This window comes from Hymenobacter fodinae, from assembly GCF_004745825.1.
Classification (GTDB): domain Bacteria; phylum Bacteroidota; class Bacteroidia; order Cytophagales; family Hymenobacteraceae; genus Hymenobacter; species Hymenobacter fodinae.
The window spans coordinates 232,985-251,998 of the sequence record NZ_SRLA01000001.1 but is presented as its reverse complement, the minus strand read 5'-3'; the positions used below and the strand labels follow the sequence as shown (position 1 = coordinate 251,998).

The window sequence follows — 19,014 nt, the reverse complement described above, 5'->3', positions numbered from 1 at the left end:
GTCATGTCGAGCCTGTCGAGACATCTCTACCTCTGGCTACTAACCACTGGCCTAGAGAAGCGGTAGAGATGCTTCGACAAGCTCAGCATGACGTTTTACATACTTCGTACCCGGGCTAATATCAAAAGAAGAAAAGCGAGCTGCCTGAGACAACTCGCTTTTCAAACTACTATTTAGTAAAGCTTACCACACGCGGGCGCGCACATTCTGGGCGCGCACCATCTTGGCATCTTCCTTACAGCCGAAGGCCTCGTAGAACTCGGGCATATTCATCAGCGGGCCGTTGGTGCGGTACTGCGCGGGCGAGTGCGGGTCGGTGAGTACTTGCTGGCGCAGAGCCTCGGGGCGCATGCTGGTGCGCCACACCTGGGCCCAGGCCAGGAAGAAGCGCTGCTCCGGCGTCAGGCCATCGTACTGCGGACGGGGGCTGCTACCGTACTGCTTCTGGAGCTGCTTCTGCAGGGCGCTGTAGGCCAAGGCGGTGCCACCAAAGTCGGCCAGGTTTTCGCCCATGGTCAGCTTGCCGTTCACGTACACCGAATCCAGGGGCGAGAAAGCCGAGTACTGTTTGCCCACTAGGTCGGTGCGCTTCGAGAATTCGGCCGCGTCTTCTTTGGTCCACCAGTCGCGCAGGTTGCCCTCCGCGTCCGACTGCCGGCCCTGGTCGTCGAAGCCGTGCGTGATTTCGTGGCCGATTACCGCGCCCATGCCGCCGTAGTTCACCGCGTCGTCGGCCTTGGGGTCGAAGAACGGGGGCTGCATGATGCCGGCCGGGAACACGATTTCGTTCATCGTGGAGTTGTAGTAGGCATTCACCGTGGGGGGCGTCATACCCCATTCCGTCCGGTCAATGGGCTTACCGAACTTGCTCACGTTGTCTTTGAACTCCCACTCGCGGGCAGCCAGTACGTTCTTCAGGTACGACTCGCGCGAGATGGTCAGGGCCGAGTAGTCTTTCCACTTGTCGGGGTAGCCGATCTTTACCGTGAAGCCGTTGAGCTTCTTCATGGCCTCCTGCTTGGTGGCGGGACTCATCCATTCCAGGGCCTGAATGTGCTCACCCATAGCTTCCTTGATGTTGGCCACCATCTCCAGGGCCTTCTTCTTGGTTTCGGGGGTGAAAGCTTTTTCCACGTAGATCTGGCCGAAGGCTTCGCCCAAGGTCCCGTCCGTTGAGCGCAGCATGCGCTTCCAGCGGGGCTGCTGCTGCTTGGCCCCACTCATCACCTGGTTGAAGCGGAACGACTCATCCACGTAGGCCTTGGGCAGAGCCGAGGCAACGGAATTCACGAGGTGAAAACGCATGTAGGTTTTCCAGTCGCCGATGGGCTCTTGCTTCAGGGCCGTGCTGGCTTCCTTCATGAACTCAGGCTGGCCTACAATCACTTCCTTAACGCCGCTTAGGCCCACCTGGGGCAGCATAGCGATCAGGCCGATGTTCGGGAACTGGGCATTCGCCTCGGCTACCGTCATCTTGTTATAGTTAGCGTACCGGTCGCGGAGGGCTACGCGGTCTTTGCTGGCCTTAGCGAGCCGGGTTTCGAGGCGCAGCACGGTGGCAGCGTTTTTAGCAGCCGTGGCCTCGTTGTCACCCAACATCTTAAACATGTTGGTGAGGTAGGTGGTGTACGCCGTCCGGATAGTTTTAGAGCGCGCGTCGTCCTTCAGGTAGTAGTCGCGGTCGGGGAGCGTAAGGCCGCCTTGGCCCATGTACACGGCATACTCAGTGCTCTTCTTGGAATCTTGGCGCACACCCAAACCGAATACCGAGCGGGTCTGGAGCATCTGCTGACGCACCAACGCATTCTGCAGACTCTTCAGGTCTTTCACGGCCGCAATGCGGGCCAGCTCGGGCTGCAGGTATTTCAGGCCTGCCTTCTCAATGGCCACGGTATCCATAGCCGAGGCGTAGAAGTCGCCCACCTTCTGGGCGTTAGAACCTTTTGCTGCCGCTTTGTTTGCAGCCGACGACTCCAGAATCTGGCGCAGCACGGCGTTATTCTGGTCGATGAGGGTGTTCCAGGAACCCCACGACGATTCGGCGGCCGGGATGGGCGTGTTTTTGATCCAGGTGCCGCTGGCATACTGGAAGAAATCTTCGCAGGGCGAAACCGACAGGTCACGGGCCGACAGATCGAGACCCACCCCGGGCATTACCGGGCCTTTTGGAGCCGTTTCAGTGGTAGCAGCAGTGGCAGTAGAAGTGGTAGTAGTCGACGTGGTGGTGGCAGCCGGCGTGCTAGAGGCGCAGCCCGTGAGGGCTAGGCCAGCAGCGGTACCCAGCGTCAGCAATAGGTAGCTCTTTGAGAACATGTGTGAGGGTAGACTATGGAAAAAGTGAAGTAATATACAAGAATATCACCTCGCATTAATAACAAGCAGGTTAAAGGGCAGATAAATTGATAATATTTCAATTTATCTGCCCTGAGTGGCTTACCAAATGACAGCGCGCTCAGCATCGGGTCGCACCATCTTCTGGCCCGGCTGGCACCCAAATGCCTGGTAGAACTGCGGCATGTTCATCAGCGGCCCAATGGTGCGGTACTGGTCGGGGGAATGGGGGTCCGTCAGGATCTGCTGGCGCAGGGCCTCGGGGCGGATGTTGGAGCGCCGCAACTGGGCCCAGCTCAGGAAGAAGCGCTGCTCGGGCGTAAAGCCATCAATGACGGGGCGCGGACCGTTGCCGTACTGCTTCTGCAGCTGCTTTTGCAGGGCACCATATACAATGGTGAGGCCCGCGAAGTCGGCGAGGTTTTCGCCCATAGTCAGCTTGCCATTCACGTACACCGAATCCAAGGGCGAGAAAGCGGAATACTGCTTGCCTACCACGCCGGCACGCTGAGTAAACTGCTCACCGTCTTCCTTGGTCCACCAGTCGCGCAGGTTGCCTTCGGAGTCGTACTGCCGGCCCTGGTCGTCGAAGCCGTGGGTCATTTCGTGGCCCATCACGCCCCCAATGGCGCCGTAGTTTACCGCGTCGTCGGCCTCCGGGTCGAAAAACGGCGGCTGCAGGTACCCCGCCGGGAACACGATTTCGTTCATGGGCGGGTTGTAGTAGGCGTTGATGGTGGGCGGGGTCATCCCCCACTCGTTGCGGTCAATGGGCCCACCGAACTTCTTCACGTTCTGCTGGTAGTTCCACTGGCGGGCGGCCAGCACGTTCTTTAGGTACGACTCGCGCGAAATGTTCAGGGCCGAGTAGTCTTTCCATTTATCGGGGTAGCCGATTTTAACACGCAGGGCGTTCAGCTTCTTTAGAGCCTCCTGTTTGGTGGCATCGCTCATCCAAGTGTTGGTCTGGATGTGCTCGGCCATCGACTCCTTAATATTCGCCACCATCTGCAGGGCTTTGGCCTTGGCTTCGGGCGAGAAGGCCTTGTCTACGTACAGCTGCCCAAACGCCTCACCCAGAGTAGCATCGGTAGCGGCCTGCATGCGCTTCCAGCGTACCGGCTGCTGCTTGGCCCCGCTGGTTACCTGCGCAAACCGGAAGGCCTCGTCGGAGTAGGCCTTAGGCAGCGCCGAGGGCACCGACGACACCAGCTGCCACGCCAGATAGGTCTTGATATCACCCAAAGGCTCCTGCTTCAGCACGTTGCTCACTTCCGTAAAGAAGGCGGGCTGGCCTACAATTACCTCCTTAGCCGCCCCTAGCCCGTTCTGCGCCAGCAACGTAGGCAGGCCAAGGTTGGGGAATTGCTTGTTGGCCTCCGCCACCGTCATCTTGTTGTAGCTGGCATTGGGGTCGCGCAGGGCCACACGGTCTTTTGACGCTTGCGCCAGGCGAGTTTCGAGACGCAGCACCGCCGCAGCCTTTTTGGCTGCCGTGGCCTCCGAGTCGCCCATGAGCTTGAACGTGTTCGTCATGTAGGCCACGTAGGCGTTGCGCACGGCCTTGGAGCGGGCATCGTCCTTGAGGTAATAGTCCCGGTCGGGCATGCCCAGGCCACCCTGGCTCATATTTACGGCGTACACCGTGCTCTGCTTGCGGTCAGGCCCCACCCCGGCCCGGAAGAACGCACCCGTGCCTAACGTTTGCTGGCGGGCTATTTCTGCCTGCAAGGATTTGAGGTCTTTTACGGCCGCAATGCGGTTTAGCTCGGGCTGCAGATACTTCAGGCCCGCTTTCTCCAGGCCTACGGAGTCCATGCCGGAAGCGTAGAAGTCGCCCACCTTTTGCAGGTTCGAGCCTTTGGGGGCATTGGTGTTAGCCGCGGCTTCTTCCAGGATTTGGCGCAGGGTGGCTTGGGTACGGTCGCCGAGCAGGTTGCGCGGACCCCAGCGCGTGGCATACGCCGGAATGGGGTTGTTCTTCAGCCAGTTGCCGCCCGAGAAGCGGTAGAAATCCTCGCAGGGCGACACCGAGCGGTCGATATCAGCTAGCACAATGCTGCGGCCGGGCACGGAGGCTACGGCTGGCGCTGGCGTGGTGCTCGTGCTGGAGGTAGCGGTAGTAGTGGCAGGTTGGCTGGTGGCGCAGCCGGCCAGGGTCAGAGCGAAAGCAGCCGCAGCTGCTCGTTGCCGAGTATGGGTTCTTTTCATGAAGTAGAATGAAGGCGCGGATTAGAGTAAGTAAAAGGTCGCGCGCGCAGGCGCGAGGGTTGCGCGGCACAAGATGGCGGGTGGCCTAGCCACAAAAAAAGCAGCTTCCTCAAAATGAGGAAACTGCTTTTCAATAATCAGGACGATACCCCTAGGCCACTACCGTCGGCGGGGCTTGGCGCGCTCGTACTGTACCGGCCACTCCACATCCGCACCAAGCTCGTGGGCCGCGCGCAGCGGGAAGTAGGGGTCGCGGAGCGATTCGCGGGCCAGCAGCACCAAGTCGGCTTGACCGGTAGCAATGATGTCTTCGGCTTGCTGGGCGTTGGTGATGAGGCCTACGGCGCCGGTCGGGATGCCGGCTTCGCGCTTCACCTGCTCGGCGAACTGCACCTGGTAGCCGGGGCCCACTGGGATTTGCGCCGTAGCCACGTTGCCGCCCGTGGAGCAGTCAATCAAGTCCACGCCTTTCTCTTTCAGAAGCTTCGCCAGCTGCACTGATTCTTCGGCGGTCCAGCCGCCCTCGGTCCAGTCGGTGGCGGAGATACGCACGATGAGCGGCAGTTCCGTAGGCCACTCGGCGCGGGTGGCTTCCGTTATTTCCAGCAGCAGGCGCACCCGGTTCTCGAAGGAGCCGCCGTACGCATCAGTGCGCTTGTTGCTCAGAGGTGAGAAGAACTCGTGTAGCAAATAGCCATGGGCCGCGTGCAGCTCAATCACCTGGAAACCTGCTTCCAATGTCCGGCGCGTGGCCACCCGAAAGTCTTCTACCACTTGCTGAATTTCAGCCAAGCTTAGCTCGTGAGGTGCGGGCTCTTCGGCGGTGAAGGGCACGGCGCTGGGCGCTACCGTTGTCCAGCCACCTTCTGAGGCGGGCACCACCCCGCCGCCTTTCCAGGGGCTGGCGTGGCTGGCTTTACGACCGGCGTGGGCTAGTTGAATGCCGGCTACTGAGCCATTGGCCTTCAGGAAATCGGTAATGCGACGCAGGCCTGGCACGTGCTCATCTTTCCAGATGCCCAGGTCATCGGGCGTGATGCGGCCTTCTGGCGACACGGCCGTGGCTTCCAGAATGATAAGGCCGGCGCCCCCCACGGCCCGGGAGCCCAGGTGTACGAAGTGCCAGTCGTTGGTAAATCCGTCCTCGGCGCTGTACTGGCACATGGGCGAGATGACGATGCGGTTTCTAAGCGTGATGCCGCGCAAGGTGAGCGGCGTGAATAGCTGAGCCATATAGGTAAGGGCAGAATGTTGTTTCAACGCGAAGTTCTCTAAACCGCCTCGCCACCGGCTGGGTTTTGGTTGAGCTACTTAAAAACCATTTGGCGGGGCTAATGGTATGCTATGGCTGACTACTAGCACAATCAGCTTATCTCCTGATGAGGGGATGGTTCAAGTGGCCTACAATGGTGTTATCAGAGCGTCATGTTGAGCTTGTCGAGACATCTCGCGTGCTGACATTGCGATGCTACCTCAACGATTCGAGCGAGATGTCTCGACAAGCTCGACATGACGGCCTTATTGGTTTGTTCTAGGCCAATCCTCAGCGTTCATCCAAGCAATTGAGCTAGTTCTCTCAGCCTTAGCTTTCCTTCTTCCTCATAGCGCCTCCCCCATGCGTACCATCAAGCGCCAGCACCGGGCCGTTAGTGCCCCCATCGCCGACCTCGTTACCTATCGCGCCTTGCCAACGCAGTCGGTAGAACACCTCGATCCGTTTCTGTTCCTCAACCACCACGGCCCGCAGGTGTACCCCACCAACAACCGCGGCCTACCCTTCGGCCCACACCCTCACCGTGGCTTTGAGACGGTGACGTTTATTCTGGATGGCGACATCATGCACCAGGATACCGGCGGGCACCAGAGCATTATCGGGCCGGGCGGTATTCAGTGGATGACGGCGGGCCGCGGCCTGATTCACGCCGAAATTTCCTCACCCGAGTTTAAGCGCCAGGGTGGCCCGCTCGAGATTCTACAGCTCTGGGTGAACCTACCGGCCAAGGACAAAATGGTAGAGCCGCGCTACATAGGCCTACAGGAGCCCGAAATTCCGACGGTGACGCTCGACAATGACCGCGTGACCATTCAGGCCGTATCCGGCAACTGGGCGGGCACGGCTGGGGCAGTGCAGCCCCTGGCCGACATTCAGCTGGCTACTATCCACTTCAAGGAAGGCGGCACCCTGAGCCTTGCCATTCCGGCGGAGCGCACCATTTTCTTTTACACCGTGCGGGGACGCCTGCGCGTGAACGGGCAGGAAACCGAAGCCCGCCAGCTGGTAGAGTTCAACTACGACGGCGACGAGTTGCGCATTGAGGCCACGTCCGATGCTGTGCTGCTGCTAGGCCACGCCAAGCCGTTTGAGGAGCCCATTGTAGCCTACGGCCCCTTCGTGATGAACACCGAGCAGCAAATTCAAGAGGCCTACCGCGACTACCAAGCCGGTACGTTTGGCCGTTGGACGGAATAAAGTTCTTCGGGCGTAAGGTATTCAGCGAGTAAATCCGTCTGCCCCAGTGCGCCAGCTCCTGGACGCAGATATAGCGTATGGCAGACGGATTTACTTCTTCAGCAGTGGTAGTACACGAAAAGATTGCACACAATCTTTCTTCGCCGTATATTTGTAACAGATTCTGTTACGTATTCGCTTATGAACACTCGTTTCGCCGTCGCGACGCACATTTTGGCGTATCTGGCCCACTCCAAGGGGCAGCCGGTATCGTCGGAGGTGCTGGCCAGCAGCGCGGGCACCCACCCGGTGGTCGTGCGCCGGCTCATGGGCAACCTGCGCGATGCCGGGCTGGTGCAAAGCCAGCGGGGCGCTGGCGGAGGCACGGTGCTGGCCCGCCCGGCCGCCGAAATTTCTCTGCTCGATGTGTTTCGGGCGGCGCAAGAAGGCGAGCCGGATCTGTTTTCCGTGAACAGCACGAACCCGAATGAGAACTGCGACCTGGGCCGCGTAATGCAGGAAACCCTGGAGGGCGTGCTCGGCAACGCTATTGCGGCCATGCGAGCTTCCCTGGCTGCTGTCTCGGTTGAGCAGGTAATGCAGGAGCTGGCTGCTCGCCGGCCCAACCATTGCCCCAAAGCCTTTGAATAGCTTTTTTATTTACCCTCAAATGTAACCAAACTGGTTACTAACTGATTACCTGACGTTTTCACTCTTTTCCTCTTCGCCCAGATGGGTTGCCCGCCAGGCCGCTACCGACCGACGAGCCGCTTTCGGTGAGGTTATTTACCCCTAGTCATGAAAAAAATACTTGGCGTGCTGCTCATTGTGCTGGTAGCGTTGAGTAGTTGGGAGCTGCCCTTGTGGCTGGCCCCCGCCACCCCCGCCCCAACGCCTTCTGCTTCGGGAGCTACATTACCTGGCCGCTTTGTGGCCACCGGCGCGCCGGCGCAAGCCCCGGAGCATAACACAGGTCGCAGCATTCAAACCACGCGCGCTGGCCGCGTGTGGGAAGTGTACTTCTCCGTTGGTCAGCGCGTACGCAAGGGCCAGGTGCTGGTAAAGCTGGCGCACTCCCTGCAAACCGTGGAGCAGCAGCATCTGCAAACCCAAATCAAGCAGCAGCAAGCCCTCTGCCTGCAACTAGAAGCCGCCGCCTCTGCCGACCTGGCCGCCGCTCGCACCAAGCTGCAAGACCTGCAGCAGAAGCTATCCAATACGTCGCCGGCCCTGGCTTTTGAGTACGTAACGGCTCCTGAGGATGGCGTAATGACTTCGCGTTCCGTTTTGCCCGGCGACTACATTTCGTCTTCACAAACGGTAGCTTCTTTCGTGGCGGGCATGCCCGCCGATACCACGCTATTGCTTTCCAGCGTTGAGTAAACTCTACTGCTTTTTACTTTCCTTTTTCCCTTTGCTGCCCAACTAGTTATGGAACAGCTTGTTCGCCACCAAGTGGAGCGCATGCTCCGCAAAAAGCGCCACATCCCTACGCTGAAGCTCACGCCCCGTACCCGCTTGCAGGAAGATATCGGCCTAGACTCGTTTGATCTGGTTGAGCTGGTGATGAATATGGAGCACCGCTTTCATATTGAAATTCCGGACCCTGAGCTGGAAAACCTGCGCACCGTGCAAGACGTGCTCAATTGCGTTGATTCGCACCTGAGCGTTAGTGTGGCCTAGACGCTAAAGGATAACTACCCCTTAGCCCCTAGACATTGCACAAAGGCCGTGGCCCCGATTTCTGAAGTGAAGTCGGGGCCACGGCCTTTGTGCTGCCTACTGCAAAGTGGCCTAGCAGCTCCGGAGCTTTTCCACCCGCAGCAACATCCGGATGCCTTAGTTTTTAGAGGAGATAATGGCCTCGCGGGCTTCTTCCTCGCGCAAGCGAGAACGATACGCCGCCAATACCTCCTAGTAAGAGAGTATCCCGTTATGATGAGACGGTTATGGGCACCTACCATCGGCAGCAGAAGCCACCCAGTGCTGAGTTTTTGGTGAAGTATAGGCCTAGGCCACTCCAGCAACTATTGCGCAGCCTACCCCTGGCGCTTGGCCTGCAGCCACTCAATTGCCTCGCGCTCATCAATGAACCGCTCCCCCATAAAGGGTTTGCCAGCAAATGCATTAGCCGTTGGAAAGGCGGCATCGGCAGCCGCGTCGCGCAGAATTACGGGAGCCAGTAGGTACGCCAGGTGGGTGTAGCCGCCCAGGCGCGGTTGCAGACGCGGCAAAAAGTCAGTTAGCATCCAGTGGGCGCCTTCCCGGTCGGTATTGAAGCGCCGCCGTACATCTATCAGCCACTGGCGGCAGCGGTGCTGGGCGGCCTCTTCCAGCAGCAGCTCGTAGCCTTGCTGCATCTCGGGCAGCGTTACCTGCCGCAGCCAGCGCGCCACCAGCACATCTAGGTCGGGGCGGTAGGCTATAGAAAGATACTCGGGTGGGGTGCTTAGCATACGCGGTTAGATGGAGCCACTAAAGGTAGGCAGATATCTTCCGCCAGAACATGCTTGCGCTGCCGGCCGTTTATCCCTTCCTGGTTAACCCCCTATCTTCCCCCTATGATTCCGCTGATTGCCTATACCCCCCGCCTCACGTTGATTGCTGCCAGCCGGGCGCTGCTCACCGCCGAGCTGCACAAGCCTCAGTACTTCCCGGTTCTGCTGGGCGCCGCCCTGCCAGCGCACTGGCCGCCCGGCGAGTACGACCAAGAGGCTATGCGCTACTTCCTGGAAAAGCTCACTGCCGGGGGCCGCACGGCCGCGGGCTGGTACGGGTGGTACGCTATTCTACGAGCCGGCGCCGAAACACCCCATAACGTGCTCATTGGCACAGGAGGCTTCCACGGACCGCCCTCCCCCGATGGCACCGCTGAGCTAGGCTTCTCGGTAGCCAACGATTGGCAGGGCCGGGGCCTAGGCCTGGAGCTGGCCGCCGGTCTTATCACGCACGCCGCGCAAACTGGCATGGTGCGCCAGTTGGTGGCCCGCACCACCCCAGAAAATACGGCCTCTAAAAAAATACTGACCCAAACGGGCTTTAGCGTCGGCGAACTGGATATTGAAGGTTACCTGCACTTCAGTCGGGCCGTGGAGCCCACCTCAGCCACCTCCTGAGTGGCCTAGGCCTATGAGCATACGTAGGCACGGCTGGCAGTTGTGCGTTTTTACTTGTTTGTAATCAATAACATAGCTTGAGCATCTGCGTACGCCACAGGGCACCTTCCTTCGTACCTTGCTGATGAAGCTCTTCTTGCCCCTTGCCCTAAGCTTGAGCGCCGCCCTGACCAGCCACGCCCAAACGGCCCCAAGCCAATCTACTCCGGCTTCATCGGCGGTTGGCACCAAAAACGCGGCTAGTACCACCAACCAAGCCCCTACCCCGGCGCAACCCACACCTAGCTCTACGCCGGCCGTGTCGGGCACCAAGAACGTGGGCAGCACCCGCGCCGATGCGCCCATGAGCCAGCAGGCCACCCAAATGGCCCAAGAACGTCCCAACTCCAAAAGTAGAGTGCCTCGCAAGCCGGTGCCCCGCACCCGGCCCTAGCAGGGTGGCCTAGCCAGCTCTGGGGTTATTTGGGCCGGTCGGCTTTGTGCTGCGGATACTGTGGGTCCATTTCCACCAGCGCATCGCGCAGAGTTTCGGCCACAGCGTAAGCTTTGTACCAGTTCTGATCGGCCGGGATGATGTGCCACGGGCAGGTAGCCGGATTGCAATGCTGGAATACATCTTCGTACACGGCGCGGTACTGGGGCCACTGCTGGGCTTTCTGCTCATCGCCGGCCTCGTACTTCCATTGCTTGCTGGCATCCGTCACGCGCTCTTCCAGGCGCTGGCGCTGCTCCTCCTCCGATACGTGCAGGTAGAACTTAAGTACCGTAGTGCCTGCTTGCTGCAATAACTTCTCGAAGGCATTGATGGCCGCGTACCGGCGCCTTGCTTCCTCGGCCGTGATGAGGCCTACTACTCGGGTAATGAGCACATCTTCGTAGTGGGAGCGGTTGAATACCTGAATCATGCCCCGGCGGGGCGTTTGCAGGTGCACGCGCCACAGAAAGTCGTGGGCCATTTCCTCGTCGGTGGGCTCCTTAAATGCATGCACGCGCACGCCTTGGGGGTTGATGCCGCTGAACACCCGCCGAATAAGACCATCTTTCCCGCTGGCGTCCATCCCCTGCAGCACCACTAGCACACTACGGCGGTTCTCGGCGTATAGGCGGTCTTGCAATTCAATCAGCTCTTGGCGTATACGCTCCAACTCCCGCGAGGCTTTTTCTTTGTTGATGGAATGCGGAGCGCGGGTCGGCAACTTGGTCAGGTCGTACTCGGAGGGGATGTGGGACATGGGAGAGACGGGAGGTTAAGTAAACAAGTGAGAAAAGCAGTACCCGAGTGGGTAAATAACTACTGCTCAGAAGCAGCCGGGCCCGAAGCACCCTCAGCCCCTACCCCCAGCGCTGCCAGCGTAAGCGGACCTTCCGAGACGTAGCGCAACTGCGCCGAGAGGCCCGCAGCCTCTAGGTCTTGCACCAGACCTTCGCCGGCCACTTCCGGCGTAAATGAATCGGTGGTGGTTGTAATAACCGTCACGGGCCGTTTGGGCAAGGCCGCTAGCGTAGCCCGACGGTTTAGCTCAGCCGGGAAAATGGAAGCATAGAGCACCAGCCGGTCGTAGGGTATATTGCCCGCGGCCAGCCACCGGCAGGCTGCGGCAGCCCCGTGCCCGTAGCCCAGCACCGTAACCGGGGTATTGGGTGGGCAGGCGGCCAATACTTGCGCGGCCAGGCTATCCAGGTAAGTCGTTACGTCGGGTAGGTCGGCGTCGATAGAGTCGGGGGCAAACCAATTGGCTACGGTGGCGGCTATTTCGGGAGTGGTTCCCAGCGCTGGGAGGGCGTAGCGGGAAAGGCCTTCGGGCAAAACTAGCAGCCGCTCGGGCGTATCAAGGTTCACTAGTTGACTGGCAAAGTCTTGCAACGACTGCTCGCGCCCGTGCAGGCAGAACCAGATATGCTGAGTGCCAGAACCGGGTTCACCCAAGCTGATATATCGTGCCGTACGTGGAGTAGTGAAGTACTGAGGTTGCATAGGCCAAAAACTGGTAACTGACCTATATACGCAGCCGAGCTAAAAGTGACGACTTGGCCTAACAACTGCTCCTACACGCTCAAAAAACCGAATAAATTCAGCCACAATGTCACTCGAGTAGCTAACAAGCCCAACAATTACCGCCATTCTGGCTGAAACAAAGCTATTTCAGCTGGTATTCTGCCTTGGTACATGGTTTGTATTAGAGCAATCACAACTAAGAAAGGAACTTCACCATGAATCTTATCAGCAAGGAATTCATTCACAACATTGCTCCGCAGCTCGACTTACTCAACACGTTGGGTGGCGGCATTGCGCAGGCGATGCTGCGTGTGGACCAGCGGGAAAAAGGAGTAGTGGTACGGGTGGCCTTGCCCTCGGTGAGCCCCGATAATTTCCACGTTCTGCTCCAGAACAATACCCTCACGGTGTACGCCGACTACCGCCACACTCCCGAGGATCAGCTGTCGGCCCCGCTGTTCAGCCGCACGTTGAATCTGCCCGCTAACCTCGATGCCAACCGCGTAGACGCCGTATTCGAGGGCCAGGAGCTGCAGGTGCGCATCCCCTTCCGCGACCCTGCTCAGCAGCGCGAGATTACCATTAAGCAGCGCTAGGTCACTCAGTCGCTGCTCATATGGCCGGGACCGACCGGCCCACATGGTTTCACCAGCCACTGCCCCCGCAGTGGCTTTTTCATTTTATCACGGGTTGAACAGGGGCCACAGGAGCAGAAAGCCCGTCAGGAGCGACAAGTAGAACCAACCCATAAGTTGCCCCCGGTAGCGGCGCGGCATCCGGTTACTCAGGATTAATACGGCCACCACATCTAGCGCCAGGTGCAACAGCAGAAACACCACCGTTTTCACCCAGTTGCTCACAATGGTGTTTTCGGGCTGCATCTGGTCTTGCATGCCTAGGCCGGAGGTAGCAAACTTCAACACCTGGTAGGCCACTACCTCAAACAGCAGAAACAAGCCAAACCCCGCCAGCAAGGCCAACGGTCCGGATTTCTTGGTGATTTCAGCCATTTGGGGGCAAGTGATGAGTCTGTGAAATTACGAAGAGTGAAATGAGCTAGAGCGGTGGTCATGCCGAGAAGACTTGATGACGCATCCGCAGCACCATCACTTCTTCTGCTCTATCTACCGCTTCTTCCCTAGCACTTCCTGGGTGCGGGTCTGGATGTAGAGCTCCTCTACTTTGGTGCGGGCCCAAGGTGTGCGGCGCAGAAACGTGAGGCTGGATTTGATGCTGGGGTTCACGGCAAAGCAGTTGATGCGAATGCGGCGGTCTAGCTCGGGCCAGCCGTAGCGAGCAACCAGATACTCCAGAATCTGGGCCAGCGTAACGCCGTGCAGCTCGCGGATCAAGTGCCCCGATTCGTCGCGGGCATCGGCGGGGTTGGTGGTTTCAGCCATGTCAAACAAGGAAATAGTGGCCTACGAAGGTCCGTAAAAAGACCGGTTTTTCTGTGTTCTTTGCCCTGACTAGGCACCAGAACACGCATGTGGCGCGTTACCTTTGAGATGCCGACGCTTATGAAGACCCTTCGCCGCCCCGTCATCCGTCGCCGCGCCGCTGCCTGGCGCCGGCCCCTGCTGCTGGCTTTGCTGCTAGGCCTGCTAGGGGCGGCCGTCGTCTATACGCACTACCGTCGGCAGATCAACCGCTATGCCCGCCGGGCTTATGCCACCTGGCGCAGCGGCCACCTGACTGGCCTAGAAAAGACGCCTCTGCTGGCTGGCTATAGCGTGCACGGCATCGACGTGTCGGCGTACCAAGGCCGCATCGACTGGTCTAAAGTGGCTGAACATCAGGTGCGGTTTGCCTTCATTAAAGCCTCGGAAGGCGTTACGCTCCGCGACCCGCGCTTCCGCCGCAACTGGGAGCAGGCCCACGCTGCGGGCATTTACCGGGGCGCCTACCACTACTTCCAGCCCGACTACGACGGCACCCGCCAAGCCAACCTGTTCACGCGCCAGGTACCCCTCATGCCCGGCGACCTGCCCCCGGTGCTAGACGTGGAGCACCCGCAGTTTCATGATGTGCACAAGATGCGCAAGGGCATTGCCACGTGGCTGCGGCTGGTAGAACGCCACTACGGCGTGCGGCCCATTCTATACTCCAACTACAGCTTCTACCGCCGCTACCTGGCCGGCCACTTTGATGAGTACCCCTTGTGGCTGGCCCACTACGAGGTAGATCAGCCTAAACTCCCTCGCAACAAATGGATTATCTGGCAGCACTCAGATGAGGCCTACGTGCCCGGCATCAAGGGAACGGTTGACTTCAATGTGTTCCAAGGTAATTTTCGGCGGCTGCTAGATTTGCGGATTCCGCCCAAACCGGCCGCACCAGCGCCTCACTAACCTCTTGCTCATGCCTATGTCGTTCTTGCCCCGGCTCCTTTCGCTTTCCCTCGTGAGTGCCACCCTAGGCCTGTTGGCCAGTTGCGCCGGCGGGGCCGAAACGTTCACGCAATCGGGCAAGGCCTCTTTCTACGCCGATAAGTTCAACGGCCGCAAAACGGCCAGCGGCACCATTTATCGACCCAACAAACGCACGGCGGCTCATAATACCTTACCCTTTGGTACGGTGGTGCGCGTGACCAATCCGCGGAACCACCGCTCCGTAAAAGTCACCGTCACCGACCGTGGCCCCCACGCCAAAGGCCGCGTGATTGACTTATCGAAGAAGGCGGCCCGCAAAATTGGGATTGTGGATGCTGGGGTGGCACCCGTAGAACTCAAGGTCGTTCATCGTAAGAAAGGCTAGGCCAGTACTCAGCCCTCAGTTTTCAGTATATGCGCATCCGCAAAAAAGTCCAGTGGACGATTCCTACTAACCCCGACCGCTTCGTGCGCCTGGGTGCTTTTGTGAAAGCCGCCGAAGCCCAGGGCTGGACGGAGGCCGAAGTACAGTTTGTAATTGATGAGCTAGTAGAAGCCCGCGACGAAGCCGAGGTTACGCTTATTCTGGAAGACTACACCCAGCGCCGCTAGCAGCAGAGACCTAGCAACTCAACGCCCGCCCGGATTCAGGAACCTGAACCAGGGCGGGCGTTGCGCTTTGCGGAGTACCCACCGTTGGGGATGCCGCTACTTACTTGCCTTTTTTCTTGGTTTTCATTTTGCCTTTGCCGCCAGCCATTTTGGCCTGCATGATACTGTCTTGCTGGGCTTTGAAGGAAGCGGAAGTCAACCGACCCGTCAGCGAAACGTAGTCGCCCTCCTGCAGTTTGGTGGTGGTACCGTCACTCATGGTCACGGTTCCGTCGGCCCCGATTTTGGTGCCGTTTACCAGCGTGGTTTCCGATGTCAGCGCGTCCGTGTGGGCGTCGCGCGTCATCATCACTTTTCCGTCCTTCATCAGGAAGCCGTCCTTCATGGTAGCTCCTTTAATAACGACTTTCTGCTTGGGCTGCACGGCCTTGCGAGGTGGCATGCTCGTTTGGGCCTGGGTGCGCAGGCTGATGGCGCACAGTACCGCGGCGCCGGCCAGAATAATGTACTGCTTCATAAACGTGGGATTGGGGTAAGTGAGAGAGGTAATCAACCAGCTAACTGGCATGTAAAATACAAACTACCGGGCACTAAGGGCCCCGGCGCGGGTAGTAACCTCAGGGGGCCTGAGTTCGTTTCAAAACGATATTATTGCGTGTTTGGTACCAGCCAGCGCAGGGTATATCCTGCCCTTGGCTAGCACTCCCAGGGAGCTGGCGCAGCCGTTGCTCCCTGCTTCCATCTGCCTTTTGTTCAACATCGTGGAATACAAAGACTACTACAAAATCCTGGAGCTCGATAAGTCGGCCACTAAAGAGCAAATCCGCAAGCAATACCGGAAGCTGGCCCGCAAGTACCACCCCGACGTGAACCCCAACGACCCCGAAGCGGAGCGCAAGTTCAAGGAGGTGAACGAGGCCAACGAGGTACTCAGCGACGACGAAAAACGTGCCAAGTACGACCGCCTGGGCGCCGACTGGCAGCGTTACGAGCAAGCCGGCGCGGGCCGGGGTGCCGGCGGTTTTGACTGGTCGCAGTACGCCCAGGGTGGTGGGGGTGGCTTTGGCGGCTTTGAGAGCCAAGGCGACCCGTTTGGCGGAGCCGACTTCTCCGACTTTTTCAGCTCTATGTTTGGGGGAATGGGTGGCGGTCAGGGCGGTAGCACCCGCCCCCGCGCCGGCCAAGACTACCAGGCGGAGTTGGAACTGACCCTGGAGGATGCCTACCAGGGCGGCCCCCGCACGCTCACCGTCAACGACAAAAAGCTGCGCATCAACATTCAGCCGGGTGTAGAGGATGGCCAGACTATTCGGCTGCGTGACCAAGGGGCGCCCGGCCGCAACGGGGGGCCTAGCGGCTCGCTTTACATCACCATTCGGTTGCGCCCCGATGCCCGCTACACCCGCACCGGCAACGACCTCACCATGGACGTGCCCGTGAGCATTTACAAAGCCTTGCTGGGGGGCGAGCAGATTGTGGAAACGCTGTCGGGACCCGTGAAAATCAACATCAAGCCCGAAACGCAGAACGGCACCCGGCTGCGCCTGCGCGGCAAAGGCTTCCCGGTGTATCGGCAGGAAGGCCAGTTCGGCGACCTATACCTGCGCCTGACCTTGACCCTACCCCAAAACCTCACGGATCAGGAAAAAGACCTGTTTCGTCAGCTTGCCGCCTTGCGCAATGAGTAACTGTGCTGGCTTAGTGGCCTAGCTCCTTCTTCCTTCTTTTCCGCCCGCTCATTTCTGAAAACAGCTTATGGACACGCATATCATCACCATTACCTTCCACGACTGCGCCACTCGCTACGGCCTGAGTGAAGCCGATGTGCGAGAATTTGTGGAGCTAGGCCTCTTGCACCGGGCCGCCAGCCTGCCTGATGCCTTGGAAGCAGAGCCCGACCACCTGGCCCGCCTGGCCCGCTTGCACCATGAGCTGGGCCTGAGTAAAGACAGCCTAGAGGTGGTTCTAGCCATGCGCCAACGCCTGCAGCAAGTGCAGCAAGAACTGCAGCTTCAGCGGGCCCGGGTGCGGCAGCTCGAAAGGTTTTTGCGCGGCTCTGCTCCTATGCATGATATAGACTGAATGTGAGCGACAAGGGTGGCCTAGCACACCTTGATACGGTTCAGCTTGCCGGAATTAGCCAGTAGCACTGCCCCTCAGCTAGATCAGGAGAGAAGGTTACGTGAGAGAAGTACAACTTTTCCGAATTACTACGGTATAAAGTCCCTATCTGCTCCGTGCAGATATCCTCTTCTGCCACCTTTTTTCCCCGTTATATGCTTCCACGCATTCCCCTCTCTAAAGCGCTTGCGCTAGGGGTATCGGCATGGGCTCTGGCCCCGCTTGCCTCCCATGCGCAAACCGCCGACCGCAAAACCGCCATTGGCATCAACGTGAGTGCCATGCAGTACAAGGGCAGCTTTGGCTCCGACTACTGGAACTGGAGTGAAAACAAGTACGCGCCCGGCATCACCATCAGCCAGTACCTGACTAAGGGCCTCGACCTGCAGCTGAGCGGCAACTACGTAGAGTTCAAGAAGAATGCTCCCGCCGGTGCTCCTTATTTCGGCAGCAACTTCGCCACCAACGTGGTGAACGTAAACCTGGGCCTCAAATTCAAGCTCCTGAAAGAGGAGTCGTTCATTCGGCCTTACCTGCTGGCCGCACCGGGCTGGACGTACACCAGCCGCGAAGGCGTTATCAACCGCAATAATCAGGTGCTGCGCACCGATCAGGATAAGAGCTACTTCGACCTGTTTGGGGCCGCCGGTTTAAGCTTCCGTCTCGGCGATGCCGTGAACTTGTTCGTGCAGACGGGTCAGCATATTCCGCTGAACGCCAACATTGACGGTGAGCCCAACCGCGACGACAATAAGTGGGACGACAAGTTCCTGCAGCACACGGTAGGCCTCAACATTGCCCTCGGTAAAGCCAAGGATGAGGACGGTGACGGTGTACCCGACCGCAAAGACAAATGCCCTGGCACTCCCGCGGGCGTGGCCGTTGACATGAATGGCTGCCCACTGGATGGTGACGGCGACGGTGTTCCGGATTACCAAGACAAGTGCCCCACCGAGAAAGGCTTGGCGGCGCTGGAAGGCTGCCCCGACCGTGACGGTGACGGCGTGCGTGACGGCGACGACAAGTGCCCCGACACCCCCGGCAAAGCAGAGCTGCAAGGCTGCCCCGACTCGGATAATGACGGTGTAATCGACCAGAACGATAAGTGCCCCGACACTCCCGGCGGCGTGAAAGTAGATGCCAACGGCTGCCCCATTGACTCGGATGGTGACGGTGTGCCCGATTACCAGGACCGCTGCCCCAACCGCCCCGGTCCCGCCTCAAACAAAGGCTGCCCAGAAATGAAGCTGGAGGAGAAGAAGCGCCTGCAGGAAGCTACCAAGTACATCCAGTTCGAGTTCAATAAGGCTACCCTGAAGCCCATCTCGTTCCCAACCCTCGACGGTCTGGTGCAGATCCTGAACGATTACCCTGATTACTTCCTCGGCATCTCGGCCCATGCTGACAACATCGGCAACGACGACTACAACCTGCGCCTCTCGGATGAGCGTGCCGCCTCGGCCCGCGCCTACATGCTCCGCAAGGGCATTCCTGAGAATCGCATTGTGTCGCACGGCTACGGTGAGAGCAAGCCCATTGCTGACAACAACACGGAAGCTGGCCGCGCCCTCAATCGCCGCGTAGAGTTTGATGTGTACCTGCCCGGCGACCCGAACCCCGCCGAAACCAAGTACGGCCCCGCTCCGGAAATTCCGGCTGCTCCAGCCAAAGCCGCTCCGGCTCCCGCCAAAAAGGCTCCCGCGAAGGCTCCGGCCCGCAAGCCAGCCCCGCGCCGTAAGTAATTCGGCAACTGGCCTAGGCCACTCCTAAAAGCGGCCCGCTCACTTGAGCGGGCCGCTTTTTTGT

The 19,014-nt window shown here is 59.2% G+C and carries 22 protein-coding genes; 13 read left to right on the top strand and 9 right to left on the bottom strand.

The features are described from left to right. Nucleotides 1-183 precede the first annotated feature (183 nt). From EU556_RS01080 to namA, 3 genes are all read right to left on the bottom strand, one after another. A complete protein-coding gene (locus tag EU556_RS01080; protein ID WP_135430154.1) occupies nt 184-2,313 on the bottom strand; it encodes a M13 family metallopeptidase in 2,130 nt (709 codons plus the stop codon). A gap of 120 nt (nt 2,314-2,433) precedes the next feature. Further along, nucleotides 2,434-4,542, bottom strand: coding sequence for a M13 family metallopeptidase (locus EU556_RS01075; protein WP_135430152.1), 2,109 nt, complete (start codon nt 4,540-4,542; stop codon nt 2,434-2,436). A 159-nt stretch (nt 4,543-4,701) separates the two neighbouring features. Continuing rightward, a complete protein-coding gene (gene namA / locus EU556_RS01070) occupies nt 4,702-5,775 on the bottom strand; it encodes an NADPH dehydrogenase NamA (protein WP_135430150.1) in 1,074 nt (357 codons plus the stop codon). 382 nt (nt 5,776-6,157) lie between these two features. Between namA and EU556_RS01065 the strand changes: the two genes are divergently transcribed. The 4 genes from EU556_RS01065 (at nt 6,158) to EU556_RS01050 (ending at nt 8,674) form a co-directional block, all read left to right on the top strand. Continuing rightward, complete coding sequence (locus EU556_RS01065; RefSeq protein ID WP_135430148.1) at nt 6,158-7,012, top strand: pirin family protein; 855 nt, start codon at nt 6,158-6,160, stop codon at nt 7,010-7,012. A 180-nt stretch (nt 7,013-7,192) separates the two neighbouring features. After that, the gene (locus EU556_RS01060) at nt 7,193-7,642 is read left to right on the top strand and encodes an Rrf2 family transcriptional regulator (protein ID WP_135430146.1); all 450 of its coding nucleotides are present in this window, start codon (nt 7,193-7,195) and stop codon (nt 7,640-7,642) included. Between the two features lie 147 nt (nt 7,643-7,789). Next, a complete protein-coding gene (locus EU556_RS01055; protein ID WP_135430144.1) occupies nt 7,790-8,374 on the top strand; it encodes an efflux RND transporter periplasmic adaptor subunit in 585 nt (194 codons plus the stop codon). A 48-nt stretch (nt 8,375-8,422) separates the two neighbouring features. After that, nucleotides 8,423-8,674, top strand: coding sequence for an acyl carrier protein (locus tag EU556_RS01050; protein ID WP_210116197.1), 252 nt, complete (start codon nt 8,423-8,425; stop codon nt 8,672-8,674). 356 nt (nt 8,675-9,030) lie between these two features. Here the strand turns inward: EU556_RS01050 and EU556_RS01045 are convergent, their stop codons facing one another. Next, entirely contained in the window at nt 9,031-9,447 is a 417-nt protein-coding gene (locus EU556_RS01045; protein WP_135430142.1) for a hypothetical protein, read from the bottom strand. A 105-nt stretch (nt 9,448-9,552) separates the two neighbouring features. Here EU556_RS01045 and EU556_RS01040 point away from each other — a divergent pair, with 105 nt between their 5' ends. Further along, the gene (locus EU556_RS01040; RefSeq protein WP_135430140.1) at nt 9,553-10,107 is read left to right on the top strand and encodes a GNAT family N-acetyltransferase; all 555 of its coding nucleotides are present in this window, start codon (nt 9,553-9,555) and stop codon (nt 10,105-10,107) included. Nucleotides 10,108-10,231: 124 nt separating this feature from the next. Next, the gene (locus EU556_RS01035; RefSeq protein WP_135430138.1) at nt 10,232-10,540 is read left to right on the top strand and encodes a hypothetical protein; all 309 of its coding nucleotides are present in this window, start codon (nt 10,232-10,234) and stop codon (nt 10,538-10,540) included. A 25-nt stretch (nt 10,541-10,565) separates the two neighbouring features. On the opposite strand, the gene EU556_RS01030 is transcribed toward EU556_RS01035, so the two are convergent. Both EU556_RS01030 and EU556_RS01025 read right to left on the bottom strand, forming a co-directional pair. Then, entirely contained in the window at nt 10,566-11,339 is a 774-nt protein-coding gene (locus EU556_RS01030) for a PPK2 family polyphosphate kinase (RefSeq protein ID WP_135430136.1), read from the bottom strand. A 59-nt stretch (nt 11,340-11,398) separates the two neighbouring features. Further along, entirely contained in the window at nt 11,399-12,082 is a 684-nt protein-coding gene (locus tag EU556_RS01025) for a hypothetical protein (RefSeq protein ID WP_135430134.1), read from the bottom strand. A 236-nt stretch (nt 12,083-12,318) separates the two neighbouring features. On the opposite strand from EU556_RS01025, the gene EU556_RS01020 reads away from it, so the two are divergent. Then, on the top strand, nt 12,319-12,699 hold the full coding sequence (locus EU556_RS01020) for an Hsp20/alpha crystallin family protein (protein WP_135430132.1): 381 nt from the start codon (nt 12,319-12,321) through the stop codon (nt 12,697-12,699). Between the two features lie 87 nt (nt 12,700-12,786). On the opposite strand, the gene EU556_RS01015 is transcribed toward EU556_RS01020, so the two are convergent. Then, nucleotides 12,787-13,113 carry a hypothetical protein gene (locus EU556_RS01015; RefSeq protein WP_135430130.1) on the bottom strand — a complete coding sequence of 109 codons (327 nt, stop codon included), beginning with the start codon at nt 13,111-13,113 and terminating at the stop codon, nt 12,787-12,789. 114 nt (nt 13,114-13,227) lie between these two features. Then, a complete protein-coding gene (locus EU556_RS01010) occupies nt 13,228-13,503 on the bottom strand; it encodes a VF530 family protein (protein WP_135430128.1) in 276 nt (91 codons plus the stop codon). Between the two features lie 120 nt (nt 13,504-13,623). Here EU556_RS01010 and EU556_RS01005 point away from each other — a divergent pair, with 120 nt between their 5' ends. From EU556_RS01005 to EU556_RS00995, 3 genes are read left to right on the top strand one after another with little or no spacing between them, the layout of a single operon-like run. Beyond that, the gene (locus EU556_RS01005; protein WP_167855397.1) at nt 13,624-14,454 is read left to right on the top strand and encodes a glycoside hydrolase family 25 protein; all 831 of its coding nucleotides are present in this window, start codon (nt 13,624-13,626) and stop codon (nt 14,452-14,454) included. A gap of 16 nt (nt 14,455-14,470) precedes the next feature. Further along, on the top strand, nt 14,471-14,860 hold the full coding sequence (locus EU556_RS01000) for a septal ring lytic transglycosylase RlpA family protein (RefSeq protein ID WP_135430124.1): 390 nt from the start codon (nt 14,471-14,473) through the stop codon (nt 14,858-14,860). Between the two features lie 29 nt (nt 14,861-14,889). Beyond that, entirely contained in the window at nt 14,890-15,087 is a 198-nt protein-coding gene (locus tag EU556_RS00995; protein WP_135430122.1) for a hypothetical protein, read from the top strand. 100 nt (nt 15,088-15,187) lie between these two features. On the opposite strand, the gene EU556_RS00990 is transcribed toward EU556_RS00995, so the two are convergent. After that, nucleotides 15,188-15,604, bottom strand: coding sequence for a DUF6799 domain-containing protein (locus EU556_RS00990; RefSeq protein WP_135430120.1), 417 nt, complete (start codon nt 15,602-15,604; stop codon nt 15,188-15,190). A gap of 244 nt (nt 15,605-15,848) precedes the next feature. Between EU556_RS00990 and EU556_RS00985 the strand changes: the two genes are divergently transcribed. From EU556_RS00985 to EU556_RS00975, 3 genes are all read left to right on the top strand, one after another. Continuing rightward, nucleotides 15,849-16,775 (top strand): DnaJ C-terminal domain-containing protein, encoded by a 927-nt coding sequence (locus tag EU556_RS00985; protein WP_135430118.1) that lies wholly within the window; start codon nt 15,849-15,851, stop codon nt 16,773-16,775. A gap of 67 nt (nt 16,776-16,842) precedes the next feature. Continuing rightward, nucleotides 16,843-17,169, top strand: a complete 327-nt coding sequence (locus EU556_RS00980) for a hypothetical protein (RefSeq protein ID WP_135430116.1) — start codon at nt 16,843-16,845, stop codon at nt 17,167-17,169. 194 nt (nt 17,170-17,363) lie between these two features. Beyond that, complete coding sequence (locus tag EU556_RS00975; RefSeq protein ID WP_135430114.1) at nt 17,364-18,950, top strand: OmpA family protein; 1,587 nt, start codon at nt 17,364-17,366, stop codon at nt 18,948-18,950. Nucleotides 18,951-19,014: the final 64 nt, after the last annotated feature.